General features: G+C 45.0%; 15 protein-coding genes. 3 read left to right on the forward strand and 12 right to left on the reverse strand.

All coding sequences use genetic code 11. The features are described from left to right. Window positions 1-8 precede the first annotated feature (8 nt). A complete protein-coding gene (gene uvrB, locus HRQ91_RS08940) occupies window positions 9-2,006 on the forward strand; it encodes an excinuclease ABC subunit UvrB (protein WP_210119224.1) in 1,998 nt (665 codons plus the stop codon). Window positions 2,007-2,122: 116 nt separating this feature from the next. Here uvrB and HRQ91_RS08945 read toward each other — a convergent pair whose 3' ends face one another. The 11 genes from HRQ91_RS08945 to HRQ91_RS08995 form a co-directional block, all read right to left on the reverse strand. Further along, the gene (locus HRQ91_RS08945; RefSeq protein ID WP_210119225.1) at window positions 2,123-2,911 is read right to left on the reverse strand and encodes an ABC transporter ATP-binding protein; all 789 of its coding nucleotides are present in this window, start codon (window positions 2,909-2,911) and stop codon (window positions 2,123-2,125) included. Further along, entirely contained in the window at window positions 2,908-3,918 is a 1,011-nt protein-coding gene (locus tag HRQ91_RS08950; RefSeq protein WP_210119226.1) for a FecCD family ABC transporter permease, read from the reverse strand. Before HRQ91_RS08950 ends, HRQ91_RS08945 begins: the two co-directional genes overlap by 4 nt. A gap of 1 nt (window position 3,919) precedes the next feature. Further along, entirely contained in the window at window positions 3,920-5,020 is a 1,101-nt protein-coding gene (locus tag HRQ91_RS08955) for an ABC transporter substrate-binding protein (protein WP_210119227.1), read from the reverse strand. A 117-nt stretch (window positions 5,021-5,137) separates the two neighbouring features. Then, the gene (locus tag HRQ91_RS08960; RefSeq protein ID WP_210119228.1) at window positions 5,138-6,235 is read right to left on the reverse strand and encodes an ABC transporter substrate-binding protein; all 1,098 of its coding nucleotides are present in this window, start codon (window positions 6,233-6,235) and stop codon (window positions 5,138-5,140) included. Between the two features lie 20 nt (window positions 6,236-6,255). Then, window positions 6,256-7,464, reverse strand: coding sequence for a nitrogenase component 1 (locus HRQ91_RS08965; RefSeq protein WP_210119229.1), 1,209 nt, complete (start codon window positions 7,462-7,464; stop codon window positions 6,256-6,258). Further along, window positions 7,461-8,720: a nitrogenase component 1 gene (locus HRQ91_RS08970; RefSeq protein ID WP_210119230.1), complete on the reverse strand. Its 1,260-nt coding sequence runs from the start codon at window positions 8,718-8,720 to the stop codon at window positions 7,461-7,463. The genes HRQ91_RS08965 and HRQ91_RS08970 overlap by 4 nt, the downstream gene beginning before the upstream one ends. Then, the gene (locus tag HRQ91_RS08975; RefSeq protein WP_210119231.1) at window positions 8,707-9,486 is read right to left on the reverse strand and encodes a nucleotide-binding protein; all 780 of its coding nucleotides are present in this window, start codon (window positions 9,484-9,486) and stop codon (window positions 8,707-8,709) included. Before HRQ91_RS08975 ends, HRQ91_RS08970 begins: the two co-directional genes overlap by 14 nt. Before the next feature lie 257 nt (window positions 9,487-9,743). Next, on the reverse strand, window positions 9,744-11,279 hold the full coding sequence (gene gatB, locus HRQ91_RS08980) for an Asp-tRNA(Asn)/Glu-tRNA(Gln) amidotransferase subunit GatB (RefSeq protein WP_210119232.1): 1,536 nt from the start codon (window positions 11,277-11,279) through the stop codon (window positions 9,744-9,746). 322 nt (window positions 11,280-11,601) lie between these two features. Continuing rightward, on the reverse strand, window positions 11,602-12,936 hold the full coding sequence (locus HRQ91_RS08985; RefSeq protein WP_210119233.1) for a TRAP transporter large permease: 1,335 nt from the start codon (window positions 12,934-12,936) through the stop codon (window positions 11,602-11,604). After that, window positions 12,933-13,442: a TRAP transporter small permease gene (locus HRQ91_RS08990; protein ID WP_210119234.1), complete on the reverse strand. Its 510-nt coding sequence runs from the start codon at window positions 13,440-13,442 to the stop codon at window positions 12,933-12,935. Before HRQ91_RS08990 ends, HRQ91_RS08985 begins: the two co-directional genes overlap by 4 nt. 121 nt (window positions 13,443-13,563) lie before the next feature. Continuing rightward, window positions 13,564-14,568 carry a C4-dicarboxylate TRAP transporter substrate-binding protein gene (locus HRQ91_RS08995; RefSeq protein WP_210119235.1) on the reverse strand — a complete coding sequence of 335 codons (1,005 nt, stop codon included), beginning with the start codon at window positions 14,566-14,568 and terminating at the stop codon, window positions 13,564-13,566. Window positions 14,569-15,065: 497 nt separating this feature from the next. On the opposite strand from HRQ91_RS08995, the gene fusA reads away from it, so the two are divergent. Together fusA and HRQ91_RS09005 are read left to right on the forward strand one after the other, a co-directional pair. After that, window positions 15,066-17,156 carry an elongation factor G gene (fusA, locus tag HRQ91_RS09000; RefSeq protein ID WP_210119236.1) on the forward strand — a complete coding sequence of 697 codons (2,091 nt, stop codon included), beginning with the start codon at window positions 15,066-15,068 and terminating at the stop codon, window positions 17,154-17,156. Window positions 17,157-17,164: 8 nt separating this feature from the next. Next, window positions 17,165-17,845: an ATPase domain-containing protein gene (locus HRQ91_RS09005; protein ID WP_210119237.1), complete on the forward strand. Its 681-nt coding sequence runs from the start codon at window positions 17,165-17,167 to the stop codon at window positions 17,843-17,845. A 190-nt stretch (window positions 17,846-18,035) separates the two neighbouring features. Here the strand turns inward: HRQ91_RS09005 and HRQ91_RS09010 are convergent, their stop codons facing one another. Further along, window positions 18,036-19,205, reverse strand: a complete 1,170-nt coding sequence (locus tag HRQ91_RS09010) for a cation diffusion facilitator family transporter (RefSeq protein ID WP_210119238.1) — start codon at window positions 19,203-19,205, stop codon at window positions 18,036-18,038. Between the last annotated feature and the right edge of the window lie 168 nt (window positions 19,206-19,373).

The following is a 19,373-nucleotide window of genomic DNA, read 5'->3' on the forward strand; positions in this document are numbered from 1 at the left end:
GCAGGAACATGCGGAAATTCCGTGTTGAAGCTCCTTACGAACCTTCCGGCGACCAGCCTCAAGCTATTCAAAAGTTGGCCGAAGGTTTTTTACGCGGAGAGCGCTATCAAACATTAAAAGGCGTTACCGGAAGCGGAAAAACTTTTACGATGGCAAAGATAATCGAAAAAGTCCAGCGCCCTACGTTGATAATCAGTCACAATAAAACGCTTTCGGCACAGCTTTACCGTGAATTCAAAGGTTTTTTCCCCGACAACGCCGTAGAATATTTCGTTTCATATTACGACTATTATCAGCCGGAAGCCTATGTTCCCGCGAGGGATCTGTATATTGAAAAAGATGCGGCGATAAACGACGAAATCGACCGTTTAAGACTTTCCGCCACATACAGCCTCATGGAACGGCGCGACGTAATCGTAGTCGCCACAGTTTCTTGCATATACGGTCTGGGAATGCCGGATCTTTACAAGGAAATGCGTATTCACATCGAAAAGGGACAAACTCTCGATATCCACAATTTTGCGCGTGAACTGATCTCGCTTCAATATTCAAGAAACGACGCCGTCTTGGAGCGCGGCAACTTCAGGATCCGCGGAGACGTAATAGAAGTTTATCCTGCGTACATGGAAACCGACGAAGCATACAGGATAGAATTGGATTGGGAACAGGTCGCAAAGATCTCGCGCTTTAATGCAATATCGGGACAAACAAGAGAAAATTTGGACGAAACGGTTTTTTATCCGGCAAAACACTTTGTAGTTCCTCATGAAATGCTTTTAAAAGCCACCGAAAGAATACGGGAAGAAATGGAAGAATCCGTGGAGCGCTTTAAAATACAGGGAAAGCTGCTCGAAGCCGAGCGGCTCAAAACCCGCACCACGTATGATATAGAAATGATGAAAGAAATGGGCTACTGCCCGGGCATAGAAAACTATTCGGCGCCTATAGCGGACCGCAAAAAAGGGCAGCCGCCGGCCACGCTGCTCCATTATTTTCCGGATGATTTTTTATGCATCATCGACGAAGCCCATGTTTCTGTACCGCAGCTGGGGGCAATGTACGAAGGAGACAGAAGCCGAAAGCAAAACCTCATAGATTTCGGTTTTAGACTGCCGAGCGCGCTTGACAACCGTCCGCTTAAATTCGAGGAATTCAGTAAAAAACTCAATCAAGTGATCTACGTTACGGCAACTCCGCGGAAGCAGGAAATAGAACAAAGCTCTCAAGTCGTGCAGCAGCTCATACGTCCTACCGGCCTTCTCGATCCTGAAATAGACGTCCGCCCCAGCGAAGGACAAATGGAAGATATTTACAGAGAAATAAAACTCAGGATTGCAAAAAAAGAGCGCTCCCTTGTTTTAACGCTCACAAAAAAGATGGCGGAAGATTTGACGGATTATCTTACCGGATTGGGGCTTAAAGTAAAATACATACACAGCGAGGTAGAAACCTTTGAGCGTGTTGAAATCTTAAAAGGACTGCGCGCCGGGGAATTTGACGTTCTCATAGGAATAAACCTCTTGCGCGAAGGTATAGACTTGCCTGAAGTTACCTTCATAGCTATTCTCGATGCGGACAAGATCGGCTTTTTACGAAGCGCCACAAGCCTTATACAGATAATAGGACGCGCTGCGCGCAATGCCGAAGGCAAGGTAGTCATGTATGCCGACAGGATGAGCGACGCCATGAAGGAAGCCGTCGACGAGACCAAATACCGCCGCTCCGTTCAGCAAGCCTACAATTTGGAGCACAACATTACGCCCCAGACGATAAAAAAGGCCGTAGAAGACATCCTTGTAAGGCAAGAAAGCGATGCAAAAGAGGAAGTTGAAATAGAACTTTCCGTGTTAAAAAAATCCGCAAATCTTTTTGTACCGGCCGAACGCAGAAAACTTTTAAAGGCTCTCCGCAGGCAGATGGAAGAATACGCAGACAATATGGAATATGAAAAGGCGGCGGAAGTGAGAGACAGCATAAGAGACATAGAAGCGCAATACGGAAAATAACCGTAAACACATCGCAGCCCTTCTAAAGCCACAGCCGAAGCGTTAAAGCGCAGGATTCAACCGGCGCGGCGCAATGCGGCAAGGTAAAGGCTCTCTCCCCTGATCAAAATTTTTTCCTAATTCACAATGCTCAGCGGGACTACGGTTCTGTATTCATGTTTGTCCCTCGCAAAGCCCGTAATAGCGACATTAACGGAAAACGACTTACGAAGAGAATCTTCCGTGATAGTAGATCCGCATTCGCCGAATTTGTGAGTTCCGTCTTTATTAAGAATGAGAGCCTTATCTGCAATCTGCAGAGCATGAGCGGGATAATGCGTATTTACTATAGCGCTTATGCCGCGCTCCGCAGACATTTTTTTTATAGTATCGAGTATGATAAGCTGATTCTTAAAATCAAGGTTGGATTCAGGTTCGTCAAGGATCAACAGTTGGGGATTCGTCGTAAGAGCGCGGGCGATAAGCACCATCTGAAGCTCTCCGCCGCTTATCTGTGTGCAAAGCTTATCTTTTAAATGTAAAATGCCGACTTCCGTCATCGACTTAAGAGCGATTTCGTAGTCTTTTGCCGAAGGCTGTGCGAAAACGCCTAAGTGGGCGCTCCTTCCCATAAGGATCATGTCCAATGCGGTGTACGCGAACATCGAATTTTTAGCTTGAGGCACATATGCGATCTTCTGCCACAATTTTTTAGTGGGAATCTGTTCCAATCTTTTTCCGTCGATAAGTGTCTTCCCCCTGTTCCACTTTTGTATTCCCATCATGCATTTTAGCAAAGTGGTTTTCCCTACGCCGTTGGAACCCAGCACACAAAGAATTTCAGGGCTTTCGATCGCAAAAGAAATATTGTTTAGCACGGTCGCATTTCCGTAACTGAAAAATCCGTTTTCCACGGAAAATATCATTCTTTTATCCCTCCCGTCTTTCTTAAAAGCATAATAAAGATCGGAGCTCCGATAACGGAAGTCAAAATTGAAACCGGAATTTCCGCCGCAGTCATGCTGCGCGCAAAAGTATCTATCACAAGCATAAAAGAAGCTCCGATCACAATGCTTAAAGGAATTACAGTCTTGTTGTTGCTGCCCCCGATCATGCGGGAAATATGCGGAACCAAAAGTCCTACCCATCCTACCTGCCCGCACATTGAAATACAAGAAGCCGTGATCATCGAAGATGCTACGATGACTATCAACCGCATCAGATTGATATTTATTCCCATGGATTTTACTTCATCTTCCTGCAGCGAAAGAATGTTTATCCTCCAGCGCAGAAAAAAAATGACCATGCAGCCGCACAGTATAAACGGTGCGCCCAGGATCAACGCTCTGTACGAAGCGCTGGCAAGGCTTCCCATAAGCCAATATGTAATCGTAGGAAGTTTTTCCTGAGGATCCGCAACGTATTTGAGCAAGGACACAAGAGCCTGGCACATTGCGGAAATTATCATTCCCGACAAAACGATCATAATGATCGAAGTTTTTCCCCTCGACCGGCTTATAAGATAAGTAAGAAGACAGGTCAGAAGTCCGAATATCAGCGCCATAATCTGAACGATTACCAAATTTCCGTCAAATAAAAGACCCAGCACGGCGCCGAACGACGCGCCGCTTGCAACCCCGATCGTGTCGGGCGTAGCAAGCGGATTTGAAAACAGCCCCTGAAACGCCGCCCCTGAAACCGACAAGCCTGCGCCTACAAGAAGTGAAAGGATAATCCTAGGCACTCGAATTCTCCAGATGACGGAATGCGCCATTTGGTTTGTAACGTTTCCGGTAAACGCTTGAGACAAAGTCTCGAGCGTTTCAGGGATCGAAAGCTTAAAGCGTCCTACCCCCAAGCAAAACAACGCCAGGACAAAGGGCAAGACACTTAAAACCGTATAAAGCGTATTTTTACATAACCTGTTTTTCATACTAATAGACCGCCGCTTCTCTTGGCGGATTATAGATTGTATTTACGTCTTCATCGGTGAGCGTCACACCGTAAAGGTTTTTAAAATAATCCTTGATCGTTTTATCCATATCGATATCGGCGAATTTTTCGCTCTGAAGCTTTGTAGAGAGCCAGAGCAAAGAAAGAGGGGAATCCGAGGACGGCGGATACCAGCGGTACATTCCCAGAGGGAATTTATACACCTTACGGTTTTTGACGGCGTTGACCGTGCTCCAGTCGTACCCCTTGATCCTGTTGTCGTATAAATCTTCCGGCAGATATGCGGTAAAATTCGTCAATACTATAATATCTGGATTCCATTGATAAATCTGTTCCATGTTTATCGAAGGAACGCCTTTCATATCCTGCGCGACATTTTTACCGCCGGCCGTAGTGATCCAGTACTGCCCGAAGTGAGTAGAACCGGAAGTCGCAATGCCCGACTGATCGTATCTGAACAATATGAGCGTTTTCGGACGTTCCGCATCCGAAACGGAATCGTTTCGGGACTTTACCATCTCTTCGATTTTCCGGCCGTATTCGATTATCTTTGTAGAGCGGCCGGTGTCTCCGAAAATTTCACCGAGCAATTGAATCCAGCTCGCATAAGTTTCAATAGTGTTCCAGCCTGCAATGTTAGTGGCAAAGCCGATTGCAGGAAGCCCCGCCGCTCGAAACATTTCTTTTTCTTTAGTGTTCGTTGCGGAAAAAAGAATCACATCCGGCTTTAAACTCATAAGCTGTTCGATGTTGACGACGTTATTTTCCACAAATTTCGTGCTGATATTTAAAACATCCGGATAGACTGCGGCCAAATATGAATTTTTTGCGGCGGCCATTGATCCCGGATGCATACCTACAAGATTCGTAATTCCTCCGCGGTACAAGCAGTAAATTGAAGGCAGAGGCCAAAGGGACGTTATGACGACACGTTCGATTTTTGAAGGGATCGTAATAGAGTCTCCGTTCTGATCGACTATAGTCCTTGTCGCAGGTTCCGAAGCCGCTCCGCTTTTTTTCGTACATCCGAGCGCCGTAAAGACGAAAGTCGCGGCGATAATACTCAACAATATTTTTTTCATTATTTCTTCCTTAAAAAATAAATTAGCTTTCGAAAGAAAACTCGCAGTTAAAAGGCGCCGCGCAACGAACGCACGGGCGCAAGTTTCCAGCGGCGCCGCTTAACGAGGCTGCGTCTGTCAGTAAATCGCAGCTTCGCGCGGAGGATTGTAAATTTCTGACAGATCCTTATCGGACAATTCGACGCCGTACATGTTTTTGAAATAAGTTTTTATCTCCTTATCCATATCGACATCGGAAAACACTTCTGGTTGAATTTGCTTTGCACACCAAAGCAAACTTAAAGGAATATCCGGTCCCGGCGGACACCAGCGATACATTCCCAAAGGATATTTATATACCTGCTTTGTCTGTACGGCTTTTACGGAACTCCAGTCTTGGTTTTTAAAAGCATTGTTGTAAAGATCTTCAGGCAGACTTGCGCAGAAATTATTGAGAAATACCTTGTCCGGATTCCAGTCATAAATTTGTTCCATATTGACGGCGGCCGTTCCCTTTAACTCCGACGCGGCATTGATTCCCCCTACAGTCTCAATCCAATACTGTCCGAACATCTTTGAACCGGAAACTCTCATTCCTTTATCATCGCAGGCGTAAAACACCAAACAGCGGGGCTTTTTATCTTCGGGAATTTTTTCAACACGCTCTTTTACAAACTTTTCAACCGAGTGGCTATAAGCAAGCATCTTATCCGCACGTCCGGTGTCGCCGAAAATTTCACCTAAAAGTTTTATCCAGCTTTCATAGATCGCAATCGCGTCAAAATCAAACTGAGCAAAAGAAAAACCTACGGCAGGGATCCCCGAGGTTTTGAACATTTCGCGTTCCTTTGCGTTTGTCGCCGAAAACAAAATAACATCCGGCTTTAAGCTCATGAGCTGTTCGATGTTTACTCCCCCGCTTTGAACAAAACTTGTGTCCATTTTTGCAATTTCGGGATAGATTTTTACAAGCTGCGAATTAACGGCGGCGGACATTGAAGCGGGCGGAATTCCCACAAGGTTTTGCGTTCCGCCGCGATAAAGACAATAAACGGAAGGAAGCGGAATAAGGCTTGCGATAACAACCCTTTCTATCTTTGCCGGAAGCACGATAGTGTCTCCGTTATGATCAACAACGGTGCGCGTTGTTTCCTGAGCAGTTTTTCCTTTTTTCGAACATCCTAAGGCCGTCACAAGTAAAAATACTGCAAAAATACGGAATATTGTTTTTTTCATTATGAACCTCCATAAAAACTTTATTCTTTTACGATCGAATGGAGAAAATTCTCCATATCCGAACTGAAATAATTAAAAATTTCATTCCAATGGATTTTGCTCGAAAGAGCCGGATGCGGCGTTCCGTAAAATTCAATTTCCGGCCGGTCTTTTATAAGCTGTCTGACAAGCGGATCTGCAATGACCTTTCGGTATTTTCCCGAATTGAGCATGGCGCGAAGCTCTCCTTCGTTTTTGCAAATACGGTCTCCCGCCTCCGAATATTCTTCAGCCGCATTGTATAAAAAGGCCGCGTCAACATGAACATCGCTATTCATATGCAGCAATCTGTTTCTTAGTGAAAGGGCGAACACTTGCTCTCCCGCAACCAAAACATTTACCGGACTGTTTTTATTAAGCCCTTTGTCGAGCGACATTCCGTTGCTTTCAAAATCCGGCGGAACGGGCGGAACGCTTTCAAGCAGCTCTTTTACTCTAAGAATAAACCCCTTGTCCTTGTTTCCCAACGGAAGCCCTGTGATAAACGGGATGCCGTACTTTTTTTTCATAAACCGCGCAATATCCAATCCGCTGTAAGAAACGACGACGTTCAATTTTGAATTAACGGACGATATAAGAGAGTCAATCGTCAATCCCATCGATAAAACCGAATTAACCGCAACGCCTTCGTCTTCAAACGCCTTTTTAAGAAATACGTCGTTTCCCTTATTCCCGAAATCAAGCGGCGTAACGCCTACAAGGTTTATCGCTTTGATCTTAGGGGCGGAAGATTCTGTCATTGCCGCAGGAACAAATTTTTTCAAAACTTCAATGAGCGCTTCGGAAATTCCTTTGTCGTAATAGTCCAGCCCCTTCGTATCGAATCCCATGGAAGGGACGCCGGTGATGTTTTCAACTTCTTCCGCAATTCCCTTGTAGTCCGTGCCTATTACCATCGGAACGGGACTGCCCAAAAAAGCAAAAAATTTCGGGCGTATGCTTTCGACGGCTTTTACGATCATGTCGATATATTTATCGTCTCTGCCTAAAACGGCGTCCATGTGGCGGAGCCCCGAGCAATAGACCGCCGACTTTGAACCCATCCAACGCGGTTCGTCGTAACCGACGTAATTGCCCGTACAGCCGGAAGCGTCATGAATTACGATCATTCCTCCCATATCGAAAAGGGCGGACGCTACGCCCGAATAGTCGGGGGCTAAAGGCGGTAAGGTTATACACAGTTTACTCATATTATCAGTCCGGCGTCATTGATCATTTTGTTAACGTCAGCTTCCTGTTCGTACGCTTTGATCATAAGGTTTGACAGCCTCGCGACGCCGTCAAAACCGTAGTTCCCGGCGTCGTCAAGAAAGTCCACGACGTGTTTGCTGCCGGTTAAATAGCCGGCGTCAAAACCTATACAAAGAAAATCTCTGCCTTTGTATTCAAATTTTACCGTATCGGGATGCAGCGGATTCATCACTTCAAGATCGGGATAATTTTGTCCAAGCCATTCATAATTTGCTTTATCGAATTCCAAAACCTGATCGGCGCATATCAGTTGAACGTTAAAGTCATGCTGCAAAAGCACGCGGGCAAGACAAAACGGCGCCTTTATCGCCTGAAAATCTATCGCAATAGGAAAATCTCCTATTACCTTTTTTGCCGCCTTAAACGCGTTTTCGGCCTTTTCAATATCGCTCGTCATATCGACGGGCGTCATATTCAACTTGGCGAAAAGGCTTAAATAAAAATCTTTTATTTCTTCAACGTCATAAGTCACAAACCGGATCAAATAAGGAATTTTAAGCCTTTCTTCCAATTCAACGCCGGCCTTTTTTGCAGGCGGAGTTACGATTATGTTCAAACAGGATTCCGCAAAGCTTTCGAATTCTTCAAAAGTCTTGCAATCCGTAATATGCTTAACCGTAAAACCCTGCGCCGCAGCATAACGGAACAATTCGCAGCTTTTGTTTACGGGCTCGTTATTTCCAAGCAAATTTATCTGCTTGGGATTTTTTTTTCTGCCTTCCGGCAGGAGACTGTAAATATTCAATTGAAGGCCGACCATGGGCGGGATCGCGGTGTCCATTTGAAAAGGATTCATGTGGCAGGAACGGAAATGAACGTCGGGATATTTTTCCGAAAGAAGGGCGCATACGGCTTCGTGATCGGTTCCCAAAAGATCGTCAAGGCAAGAAACAAAGTAAAACAGAACTTTCGGACGCTCGCCTAAAAATTCAAAAAGCTCTTCAACAGCATTCGGGATCATCTCTTCATAATTGCCTGAAACGATGTCGCTTTCGTCGATAAAAAGATATGATATTCTGTCTTTTACGCCTGCGAGCGTTCCGCCTAAGGCGCCGTGCCTTCCGCAAGCGAAGGGAGAAATAAAAAGCATCCGGCTTTCGGGAACTAAGGCGGCGACACGGATAACGCCCCAGCCTCCGTGACCTGGAGATACGTAGTGAAGACACTTATCGAAATTAGCGTTACAGCACTGCATCGTTTTCTTCTTTTTTGAGCGTGGCTCCTATCTTTTTTGCCAGCTCGAGGTAAACCCCTGCCATTTCGGATTCGGGATAAGCTTCAATAACGGTTTTTCCCTGATTTTCGGAATCCTGAACCGTCGCGTTCCGCGGAATCACTTGGATTATCGAACCGCCTATCTCTTTTAAGGCCTTATTTACCACTTCAATTTCATCAGCCACGTTTCGCGCGTTCAAAATAACGCCGGCATATCGCGCGTAACCGCGTTTACCGAAATTGTTTATAGCGTGAACGATATTGGAAGCGGCGTACAAAGCCATCATTTCGCCTGACGTAACTATATAAACTTCATCGGCGTAGCCGTTCCGGATAGGCATAGCAAACCCTCCGCAAACAACATCGCCTAAAACGTCGTATAAAACTATATCCGGTTTATAGGTTACGTAGGCGTCGAGTTCTTCGAGTTTATCGAACGCGGTGATAATGCCGCGCCCTGCACAGCCGATCCCCGGCGTCGGCCCGCCGGCTTCAACGCACAAAACGCCGTTAAACCCCTTAAAAACTATGTCGTCCAATGTTAGTTTAACGTTTTCGTTTTCTCGAAGCCGATCCAGCACCGTAGGGATTCTTTTTCCCCCCATAAGATTCTTTACAGAATCCGATTTGGGATCGCAGCCGATCTGCATCACTTTAAAACCCAAAGTGCTTAAGGCTGCGGATAAATTCGATGTAGTAGTGGATTTGCCTATTCCACCCTTACCGTAAATCGCTATCTTTTTCATACCATGGCTAACTTTTGTTAGCTACCCATAATTCTTGAATTTTTTTTAAATAATGTCAACAAGTCGGAAAATTAAAAATTTGACCGCAAGCTATTCGGGAAACGCTTATTAAAGCGATGTGCGCATTTAATCCGCATTCGGATTAATAAGCGCTTCCTTAGAGCAGCCGGTTTATAAAAGGCGAAGGTTTTACGGCTATAGCTTTTATACGGAGATTTATGCAAAGCGCCGGTACGTTTTCGCACCCAAAGTCGTTTTTATAAAACCGACAGTTTTTTGTTCAACAGAGCGGACGCCTGATTCGGATCGGCCTTGCCGCGAGACTGTTTCATCACCTGTCCCATAAGCCAGCCTACTACATTTGTTTTTCCGCCTTTAAAATCGGACACTGCTTTGGGATTAGCGCTTATAACGTCGTCGACGATCTTTTCTATCGCGTTTGCGTCGCTGACTTGCTCAAAACCTTCTTCTTTGATGATAACGGACGGAAGAAGATTTTTTTCAAGCATCAGAGCAAAGACTTCTTTTCCCTGCTTGCTTGTGATCTTGTTCGATTCCAGCGCATCCGCAAGCTCCGCGATATGCAAAGGTGTAATTTTTATTTCGTCGATCGTCTGATTTTTTTCGTTTAAAACAGCAAGGAGTTCCGAAAGTATAAGATTTGCAACGCGCTTTGCGCTTTTTGAATTTTTTGCCGCTTCTTCAAACCACATGGCAAGCTCTCGCGTTGAAGTGAGAGTTTCCGCATCAAAATCGCTGAGGGCGAATTCTTTTTTAAAGCGCGTACGCTTCGCTTCAGGCAGTTCTCCGACGGCTTTACGGGCGTCTTCTATCAAACTTTCGCTTACGCTGAACGGTTTTATGTCCGGTTCGACCACAAAACGATAATCTACAAAAGAATTTTTTGTGCGCATGACGGCCGTAACGCCCTTTTCTTCGTCCCATGTCATGGTGTTTTTATAGCCCGGCTCGAATTCCTTCCTGTCGGTTTCAAACTCATGCAGCTGCCGTTCAGCCTCATAAGAGCAGGCCTCTCGTATCGAACGGAACGAGTTTAAATTTTTAATTTCGGAAATAGGAGTATGGTAGAGTTTTCCGTTTTCCCAAACATTAAGGTTTATGTTTGCGTCGCAGCGCATATTTCCTTCTTCCAGATTGCCTTTCGTGACGCGGACATAACGGAGAATTTCCTGCACCGTCTGCATAAAAAGAGACGCTTCGTCGGGACTTGAAATATCGGGTTTTGTAACTATTTCGATAAGGGGAGTTCCGCAGCGGTTATAATCTATATAGGAATGTTTTCCTTCAAAATGAAGCGATTTTCCAACGTCTTCTTCCAAATGAATGCGCTCTACGCGGACGCGCCGATAGCTTCCGCCAATAACGCAATTTTCGCCTTTAAAATTATCAGGCCGAAATTTTTTACCGCCGGGGCGCTCTTCTTCGGGAAAATGCGTAAAAGGCAAATCGACATATCCGTCCGAACAAAGAGGAATATCGTACTGGGTAATCTGATAACCCTTTGCCAAATCAGGATAAAAATAGTGTTTGCGGTCGAATTTGGTAAAACGCGCTATGCGGCAATTTAAAGCCTGTCCGGCGACGGCGCCGAGTTCAACATAGCCCTTGCTTACGCGCGGCATTGCACCCGGAAGCCCCAAGCAAACGGGGCATACCCGCGTATCGGGCATACCGCCGTAGCGGTTTTCGCATGCGCAAAAAGCTTTTGTCGCTGTTAAAAGCTGTGTGTGAATTTCACAGCCTATAACTATCTCATATTTATCGATACCCATAATATTCCTTAATTTGCAGTATGCAGCGCGGCATCTCGTCCGTGCGCCATACAGTATACAGAGTTTTTATCATTTGAACAATCTTTTAGGAGGCGGACTTTTCGCAGGCGGGGCGGCAGGGCGAATATTGATTATCCGTTTCGAAAAGATGCCCGCGAGACCTCTAAAAACACACATACGTCAAAAAAAACGCCGCACGGTTCGGTAAATAAAACCGGGCGGCAGCGTAACATGTTTCAAAACGCGTAATTTTATCGGACAAATAGGAAGCGCTGATTAATGCGCTCCTCGCTTTAATCAGCGCTTCCTTAGATACCCGGCGTCACCCGCCAAGGGCTTGGATTCCCGTATGAATCGGTTCGTATCCGAATATTTTCGGAATAAGCAAGGCGATGCTCTCCGAATATGTAACGACAACCAGAACTATCAAAAGCGCAATGATAAAAGGCCAAACCTGTTTGATGAACTTATCAAACCGGCAGTTCACTATGGAACAAACCGTAAACATCATCGAACCGAACGGCGGCGTTAAACCTCCTATCATGATATTAACAATCATAATTACTCCGAAATGCAAAGGATCCACGCCGCGGCTCATAACGGCGGGCACTAAAAGAGGCGCAAGTATAATAAGGGCGGCGCCGCCTTCGATAAACATGCCGATAACGAGAAGAACCAAATTTATCACCATGAGAAGCAAAAATTTGTTCTGCGTAAGTCCCAGCAGAGCCTTTGTAATCATTTCAGGGATTGATTCGCAAGACATGTAAAAACCGAACACTTTTGCGGCGGCGATAATGATCATAACGGAACCAGTGCTTTGAACCGTCTCTTTCAAAATAAGAGGAATATGCGAAAACTTTAATTTCCCGTATGCAAACGCTCCTATAATAAAAGCAAAAAGAACAGCAACCCCGCCGGCTTCCGTCGGAGTACAGATTCCGATACGCATTCCGAGTATTATCACGAACGGAATGCAAAGCGCAAAGATCGATTTTCCCACCTGGCGCAAAATTTCCGAAGGGGAAGCCATTTTGTCGCGGCTGGGAGCGTAGTTGTGTTTTACAGCGATAAAATGAACCGCGATCATCATGGAAATAGTCATCAAAATACCGGGAGTGTAACCCGCTAAGAACATGTCTCCGACCGCTACGTTTGCGATAAGAGCGTACATGATCAAGTTATTTCCCGGAGGAATTACAGGGCTTACCGCCGACGAAGCTGCCGTAACAGCTGCGCTGAAATCCAAGGGCATACCCTTGTTCAGCATTGCCGGAACGAGAATCTTTGATTCCATAGCGGCGTCGGCATTCGCAGAACCTGAAATTCCGCCCATAAGGGCGCTCAGCACGCAGTTTACCTGCGCAAGCCCGCCTTTAAGATGTCCCGCCAGAACTTCGGCAAAGTCCATAAGCCTGTCGCTCAAGCCGGAATAGTTCATGACGGAACCGAGCATGATAAAAAACGGCACCGCAAGATAAGGGAACGACTCTACGGCTGAAACAAACTGCTGAATGACAAGACTTGTCGGCATGTTATGGTTGATAATTACAAAATAATAAAGCGTCGAACCTATGAGAGAAAGCGCGATGGGAACGTTCATAAAGAAAAGGAAAAACAATACGAAAATGGGAAACATCGGGTGCGTAAAAATCATATATTTTCCTCCACGATCAGAGCCGGTTCCGGCCGTTTACCTATAAAAATAAGGATTTCATTTATAACGTTTCTTATTGCATAGATTGTTATAAGAACGAATGAAAGAATTATACTGAGATTTAACCACTTATATGAAATCTGTAAAACAGGGGTTATTTTCTGGCTTCTTAATATGTACGCCGTCGAAAGCGACAACATTGTAGAAGTAATGATCAAAACAAAAATACTTCCGGCCAATCTTATAGTTTTTCTTACTTTTCCATGCGTAACTTGCAATAAAAAGTCTACACCCATCATCATCCTATGTTTAAATGCACCCGCGGCGCCAAGGAAAATTGTCCAAACAAAGCCTATTAAGGCAACTTCTTGATTCCAAAAAAATGTAAAACCTAAACAGTATCGGGTAAACACGTTTGCAATGGTAATAATTACAGTGCAAGCGATAAAAAAACCGCCAAGGTACAATTCAAAATTTGATAACAAATCTTTTTTATCGAATTTCACCGTTTTTTCCTGATCAAAATTTTATATAACTTTAAAAATCTAAAAAGACACGCGCTTAGAGGCATAACAAAACCGTACACTCCGTAAACGGAGCATACGGTTTTGCATCCGTTAAAAACGTCTATTGTTTTTTTGCACGGATCTTTGCAAGTTCTGCCTGAATCTGATCAAAAATTCCGGGCGTCCATTTCGGGAACCTTGAATATACGGATTTACATGCCGCCGAGAACGCAGGTGTGTCCACCTTGTTCACCTTTACGCCGACCGCTTCAAGCTTTTTAAGCATTGCGCTTTCCTGAGCGAGCGTATTCTTGTAAAGATCGTCTGCGCCGTTTTTAAATTCTTCGGCAATAATCTGCTGCTGCTCTTTTGTCAGTCCTTTCCAATAGCTTTCGGACATCGCTATACCGGAAACGGCGAGAATGTGATTAGTAAGAGAATAGTTCTTTACGTTTTCATACTGCTTTGTTCCCCAATATGTGGAAATGGAACCTTCAACTCCGTCTATAACTTTTTGCTGTATGGCGGAATACGTATCCGGGTAAGGCATAGCGATCGGAGTTGCACCGAGAGCGTCGAGAGTATATGAATAAACAGTTGACTCTGGAACGCGGATCTTAAGTCCCTTCATGTCGGCGGGTTCTGAAATAACCTTATTGGTCATCATGCTGCGGAATCCGAATACATAATCCAAGGAAAGAACGTGAATTCCTTTCTTTGCAGCTTTGGCGTTAAGATCCTGAACGAGTTTTGTCTTTGTCATAGCAAGATATTCCGCCATGTCCGCATAAAGGAACGGACCCGTTACGGCATCATAATCCGGAACATATTCGGCAATAAAGTTTATACCGTCGCAGGAAATAACGTTTGCCCCCTGAGTGATCTGTTCCATGCAGTCCGCAGCCTTTGCATACGTAAGACCGGGGTACATCTTGATTTCAAGATTTACGGCCTTACCGCGTTCGTTAATGGCGGCCTCTACCCTTCTTAACGACATCGCCGTCTCTTCAGAATCCAAGAATTTGGTTGCAAGAATAAGAGATTTCTTTTTTGGTGCGGCAAACGCAAGACCTGCAACGCTCAAAATTAAAAGGCCCGTAACGATCGATTTTACAAACTTTTTCATTATTATAATTCCTCCTTGCAGAATTATTGATTCCCAGAACTTTCTAAAATCACCATAGTCGTGTCTAAAAAACAAAAAGTGAAACAAACATACCGAGCCCTAAAACCATACTAATTTAAATAGCATCGGTAATAGAACAATCAGGTATCTGTTTCACTCTAAATCTCAAAAACAGAAACTATGGTTATATCTTTATGAAAGCGCTGGCTCTTAAACCTAAAAGAATGATAACACGAGATTATCCATAACGCAAGAAAAAAACAGCGGCATTTGTACCGCGGCATTTTATCGCGAGTTTGTCTTGCAAACTCGTAAGTGAGGAAAAGCCGAACAGCATTCTCGCCGAAGACATAAAATTTTTCAAAAGTCGAAATTCGACCATAGTGTTGAACAAATCGCGTATTTTCAGTATTATCGTCAAATACGTTAAAAGACTTGGTTGTTTTGTTTATTTTTCAAGTTACTTTTATTGATACCATTTGTGAGAGGTAAGAGATATGAACTTTGATATTTCCAAAATGAGGAATATCGGTATTAGCGCCCACATAGACTCGGGCAAGACCACTCTGTCAGAACGAATCTTATTTTATTGTAACAAAATTCATCAGATTCATGAAGTTCGCGGGAAAGACGGTGTAGGAGCTGTGATGGACAGTATGGATCTGGAACGCGAGCGTGGAATAACGATCCAATCCGCCGCCACACAGGTTAAGTGGAAAGATATTACGATAAATTTGATCGATACTCCCGGACACGTGGATTTTACGATTGAAGTGGAACGGGCGCTCCGCGTTCTTGACGGCGCCATCCTGGTTCTCTGCGCCGTCGCAGGCGTTCAGTCGCAGTCGATCACAGTGGATCGGCAGTTAAAACGCTATCACGTTCCTCGCATTGCATTTGTAAATAAGTGCGACCGGCAGGGCGCAAATCCATTCCGCGTGCGCATGCAATTGCGTGAAAAATTGGGGCTTAACGCATACATGATGGAAATTCCGATCGGTCTTGAAGACAAACTCGAAGGCGTCGTCGACCTTGTAAGCATGAAGGCTCTTTACTTTGAAGGACCTTCCGGAGAAGAAGTCCGAACGGCGGAAATTCCCGCACACCTCGTTGACGAGGCAAAAAAATACCGCGCGGAACTTCTTGAAGCCGCTTCCAATTTTGACGACACTCTTATGGAAGCTCTCCTTGAAGAAAAAGAAATTCCGGAAGACTTACTCATCTCGGCAGTCCGAAAGGGAACGCTGTCGGAACAATTTGTAGGCGTTTTCTGCGGATCCGCCCACATGAACAAGGGAATTCAGCCCCTGCTCGACGGCGTTTCCAGATATTTGCCCAATCCCACCGAAGTAAAAAACTCGGCTCTCGATTTGGATAATAACGAAGCCGTGGTAGAGTTAGGCTCTTCCGCCGAAAAACCGACCGTAGCCCTTGCATTTAAACTTGACGACGGTCAGTACGGCCAGCTTACTTATGTGAGAGTTTACCAAGGAAAAATCTCAAAAGGGCAGGAATTATACAATACCCGCTCACGGCAAAAATTTAAGGTGGGGCGTCTTGTACGCATGAACGCCGCCTCAATGGAAGACATAAACGAAGGCGTTCCCGGCGATATCGTAGCCTTGTTCGGTATCGAATGCGCTTCAGGCGATACTTTCTGCGGAGGCGGATTAAACTATTCCATGGCCTCGATGTTCGTTCCCGCTCCGGTTATCTCCTTATCCATCACTCCTAAAGACAAGGCCGCTGCAAATCAAATGGCAAAGGCTCTTAACCGATTTACAAAAGAAGATCCGACATTCCAAACCTATGTGGATCCCGAATCAAACCAGACTATAATAAAAGGTATGGGAGAGCTTCACCTTGCAGTCTATGTAGAGCGCATGAAAAGGGAATACAAGTGCGAAGTTGTTACCGGCGCTCCGGAAGTAGCATACCGCGAATCTATCACTCAGCGGGCGGACTTCAACTATACGCATAAAAAGCAAACCGGCGGCGCAGGTCAGTACGGCCGCGTAGCGGGATTTATCGAACCTCTCGTAGACAAAGATTACGAATTTGTGGATGCGATTAAGGGCGGTACGATTCCCAACGAATATATACCGAGCTGCGACAAGGGCTTCCGCCGCGCAATCGAAAAGGGCACGCTCATCGGATTCCCGATCGTAGGTGTAAAAGTCACAATAAACGACGGTCAATATCATCCTGTAGACTCCTCCGATATTGCGTTCCAGACGGCCGCCATCGGCGCCTTCCGCGAAGCATATGAAAAGGCAAAACCCGTTATCCTTGAACCGATTATGCAGGTTTCCATCGAAGGCCCCACGGAATTCCAAGGTAATATGTTCGGTTTGATAAATCAGCGCCGCGGTGTTATAATCGACAGTACCGATGAGAATAACCAGTCTACGGTGAACGCCGAAGTTCCTTTGAGCGAAATGTTCGGATTTTCAACCGTTCTGCGGTCTTCTACGCAGGGAAAGGCTGAATTCTCTATGGAATTCCTTAAATACGGCCGCGTACCTAATAATATTTCCGAGGAGCTTAGAAAGGCTTATCTTGAAAAATTAAAAGCAGAGAATAAATAGGAGTTCAGATGGAAAAGTTAGACTACTACGATTACAGCCCCGTACGTATTTTCGATAAATGCACCGACGGCGGTTTAAAGACCGGTGAAATCGGTTTGGTAACGTCCAAAAAAGGACTCGGAAAGACGTCCGTTCTCGTCCAATTCGGAATGGATGAACTTGCACAGGGAAAACATCTGGTGCATGTTTCCTTCGACCAGCATTCGTCAAATGTGATTTCCTGGTATGAAAGCATATTTAACGAAGCCTCTAAGAGAAAAAACGTGGCTAACGCATCTGAATTAAAAGACAAAATGGTGCGCAACAGAACCATATTGAATTTCAATCAGGAAAATTTTTCACTGCCGAAAGTCATAAATACTCTGAAAGCTTTAAATGAAGGCGGCATCACGGTTTCAGCTCTGGTTATAGACGGGGTGGATCTGTCAAAAGTGACCGTAGACGACATAACCGCCGTCGCCGATTTTACAAAAAAACACAATCTCACGGCTTGGTTCAGCGCTACTGCGGAAGGCGGCGCCTTAAACGATTCCGTCCCGGCAGACTTGGAAAAATATTTTGCGGGAGTTATACATCTGTCGCCAAAGCAGGACGGCGTATATGTTTCCATCCTGAAATTCCACGGTATGCCGGCAATTCAGGATGCGCTGAGACTTGACGCAAAAACCCTGCTCTTGACCGAAAAATAATTTTTTTGACTATAAAATTTGCGTATGGGAAGAGCTGCATAATACATTCCTGACGCAAAGCGATGGGCCGTCCAAAAACTTAAGCTTTTGGACGGCCTTTTTTTGGACTCCTATGTTGTTCAATGAGATGGCGCGTTTTGAAAAATGAGATACTTAAGGCGAGGATCCGGCAGCGCGACGCCCCGCATTATTATGTAAAAGGGTGTTCTATTGTCATCTTGCACTCGCATTCGGGAAATTCCTTTTTCATTGCAGCCGTAATATAAGAGCGTATCTCGTTATCAGAAAGTTTGCATTCGAAAGGTTTTGTCACTTCAAAGACGACTTTCGTTTTTTTGTTTTCGACGATGCAGCGCGCTTCATGAACCGTAATTCCGGCGTTAAGCCCGGAGGCGATTTTCGGAAGCAGCTTACGCACCTTAAGATTCTTTTCTGAATTAAAATCTATGGGATCGGCGTGAATCAGAACAATGCAGTTAAGTTCCTCCTGTATCGCTTTTTCCGCACGGTCGATCGCTTCATGAACTTTAAAGACCGACTCTTCCCCAGGAACTTCTACATGAAGTGTGACTATCATGCGACCCGGGCCGTATTCGTGCACAACAATATCGTGAACTCCCTTGATGAGAGGAAATTTAAGCGCAGTTCTTTCAATATCGCGCACAAGTTGTTTTTGCGGAATTGTGCCTAAAAGGGGCGTAACCACGTCTCTCACAGCCTCTATACCGTTTAGAAAGATGAAAACCGCAACTATCATTCCCGCAATTCCGTCTATCATCGGAAAATCAAAATAGCGGTTCACCAATATGGAAAGAAGAACTACGAAGGTTGTAAGGGTATCGCTTAAACTGTCTTTTGCAGCGGCGGACATTGCCGCGGAATCTATTTTTTTTGCGGTAAAGCGGTTATAGGCATACATGTACGTCTTTATGAGGATGGAAAAAACCAAAACCGCGCACGTCCACAGCCCGGCGTTTATTATCTTAGGCGAAAACAGCGACAAAACGGAAGATTTCATAAGCTCCAAGCTTACCGTAATGATAAAAAACGCAATCGCAAGCCCCATAACGTATTCAAGCCGGCCGTGTCCGAACGGATGATTTTTATCGGGTTTTTTTGAAGAAAATTTAAATCCTATAATAGTAAGCAAAGAAGCCGCCGAATCCGAAAGATGATTAAAAGCGTCTCCCGTAACGGCGACGGATCGCGTTACGATTCCTACTACAAGTTTAAGAATAAATAAAAGCAGATTAAAAAAAAGTCCCAGAGCGCCGCACAAGATTCCGTACTTTTCGCGAACGGCAAAATCGGAGGTGTTTTCAGGATTCGCTATAAAGATCCGCACTAAAATTCCAAACATAAAACAATCGTTTAACTTCAACCGCTGAAATTGTCGCGGTCTCGTTGAACGATCATATCACAAAATAAAAAAATTGTAAGCGCAGGTTTGAGGGCTAGGCAAGCAGTCCGGCTAAAGCGGAATTTGCAATTTCGGGTAAAAATGCCTAAAATTGAAATCGATACTGAG

Origin of the sequence: Treponema parvum (genome assembly GCF_017893965.1) — a bacterium.
In the GTDB taxonomy this organism is placed as follows: Bacteria; Spirochaetota; Spirochaetia; order Treponematales; family Treponemataceae; genus Treponema_D; species Treponema_D parvum.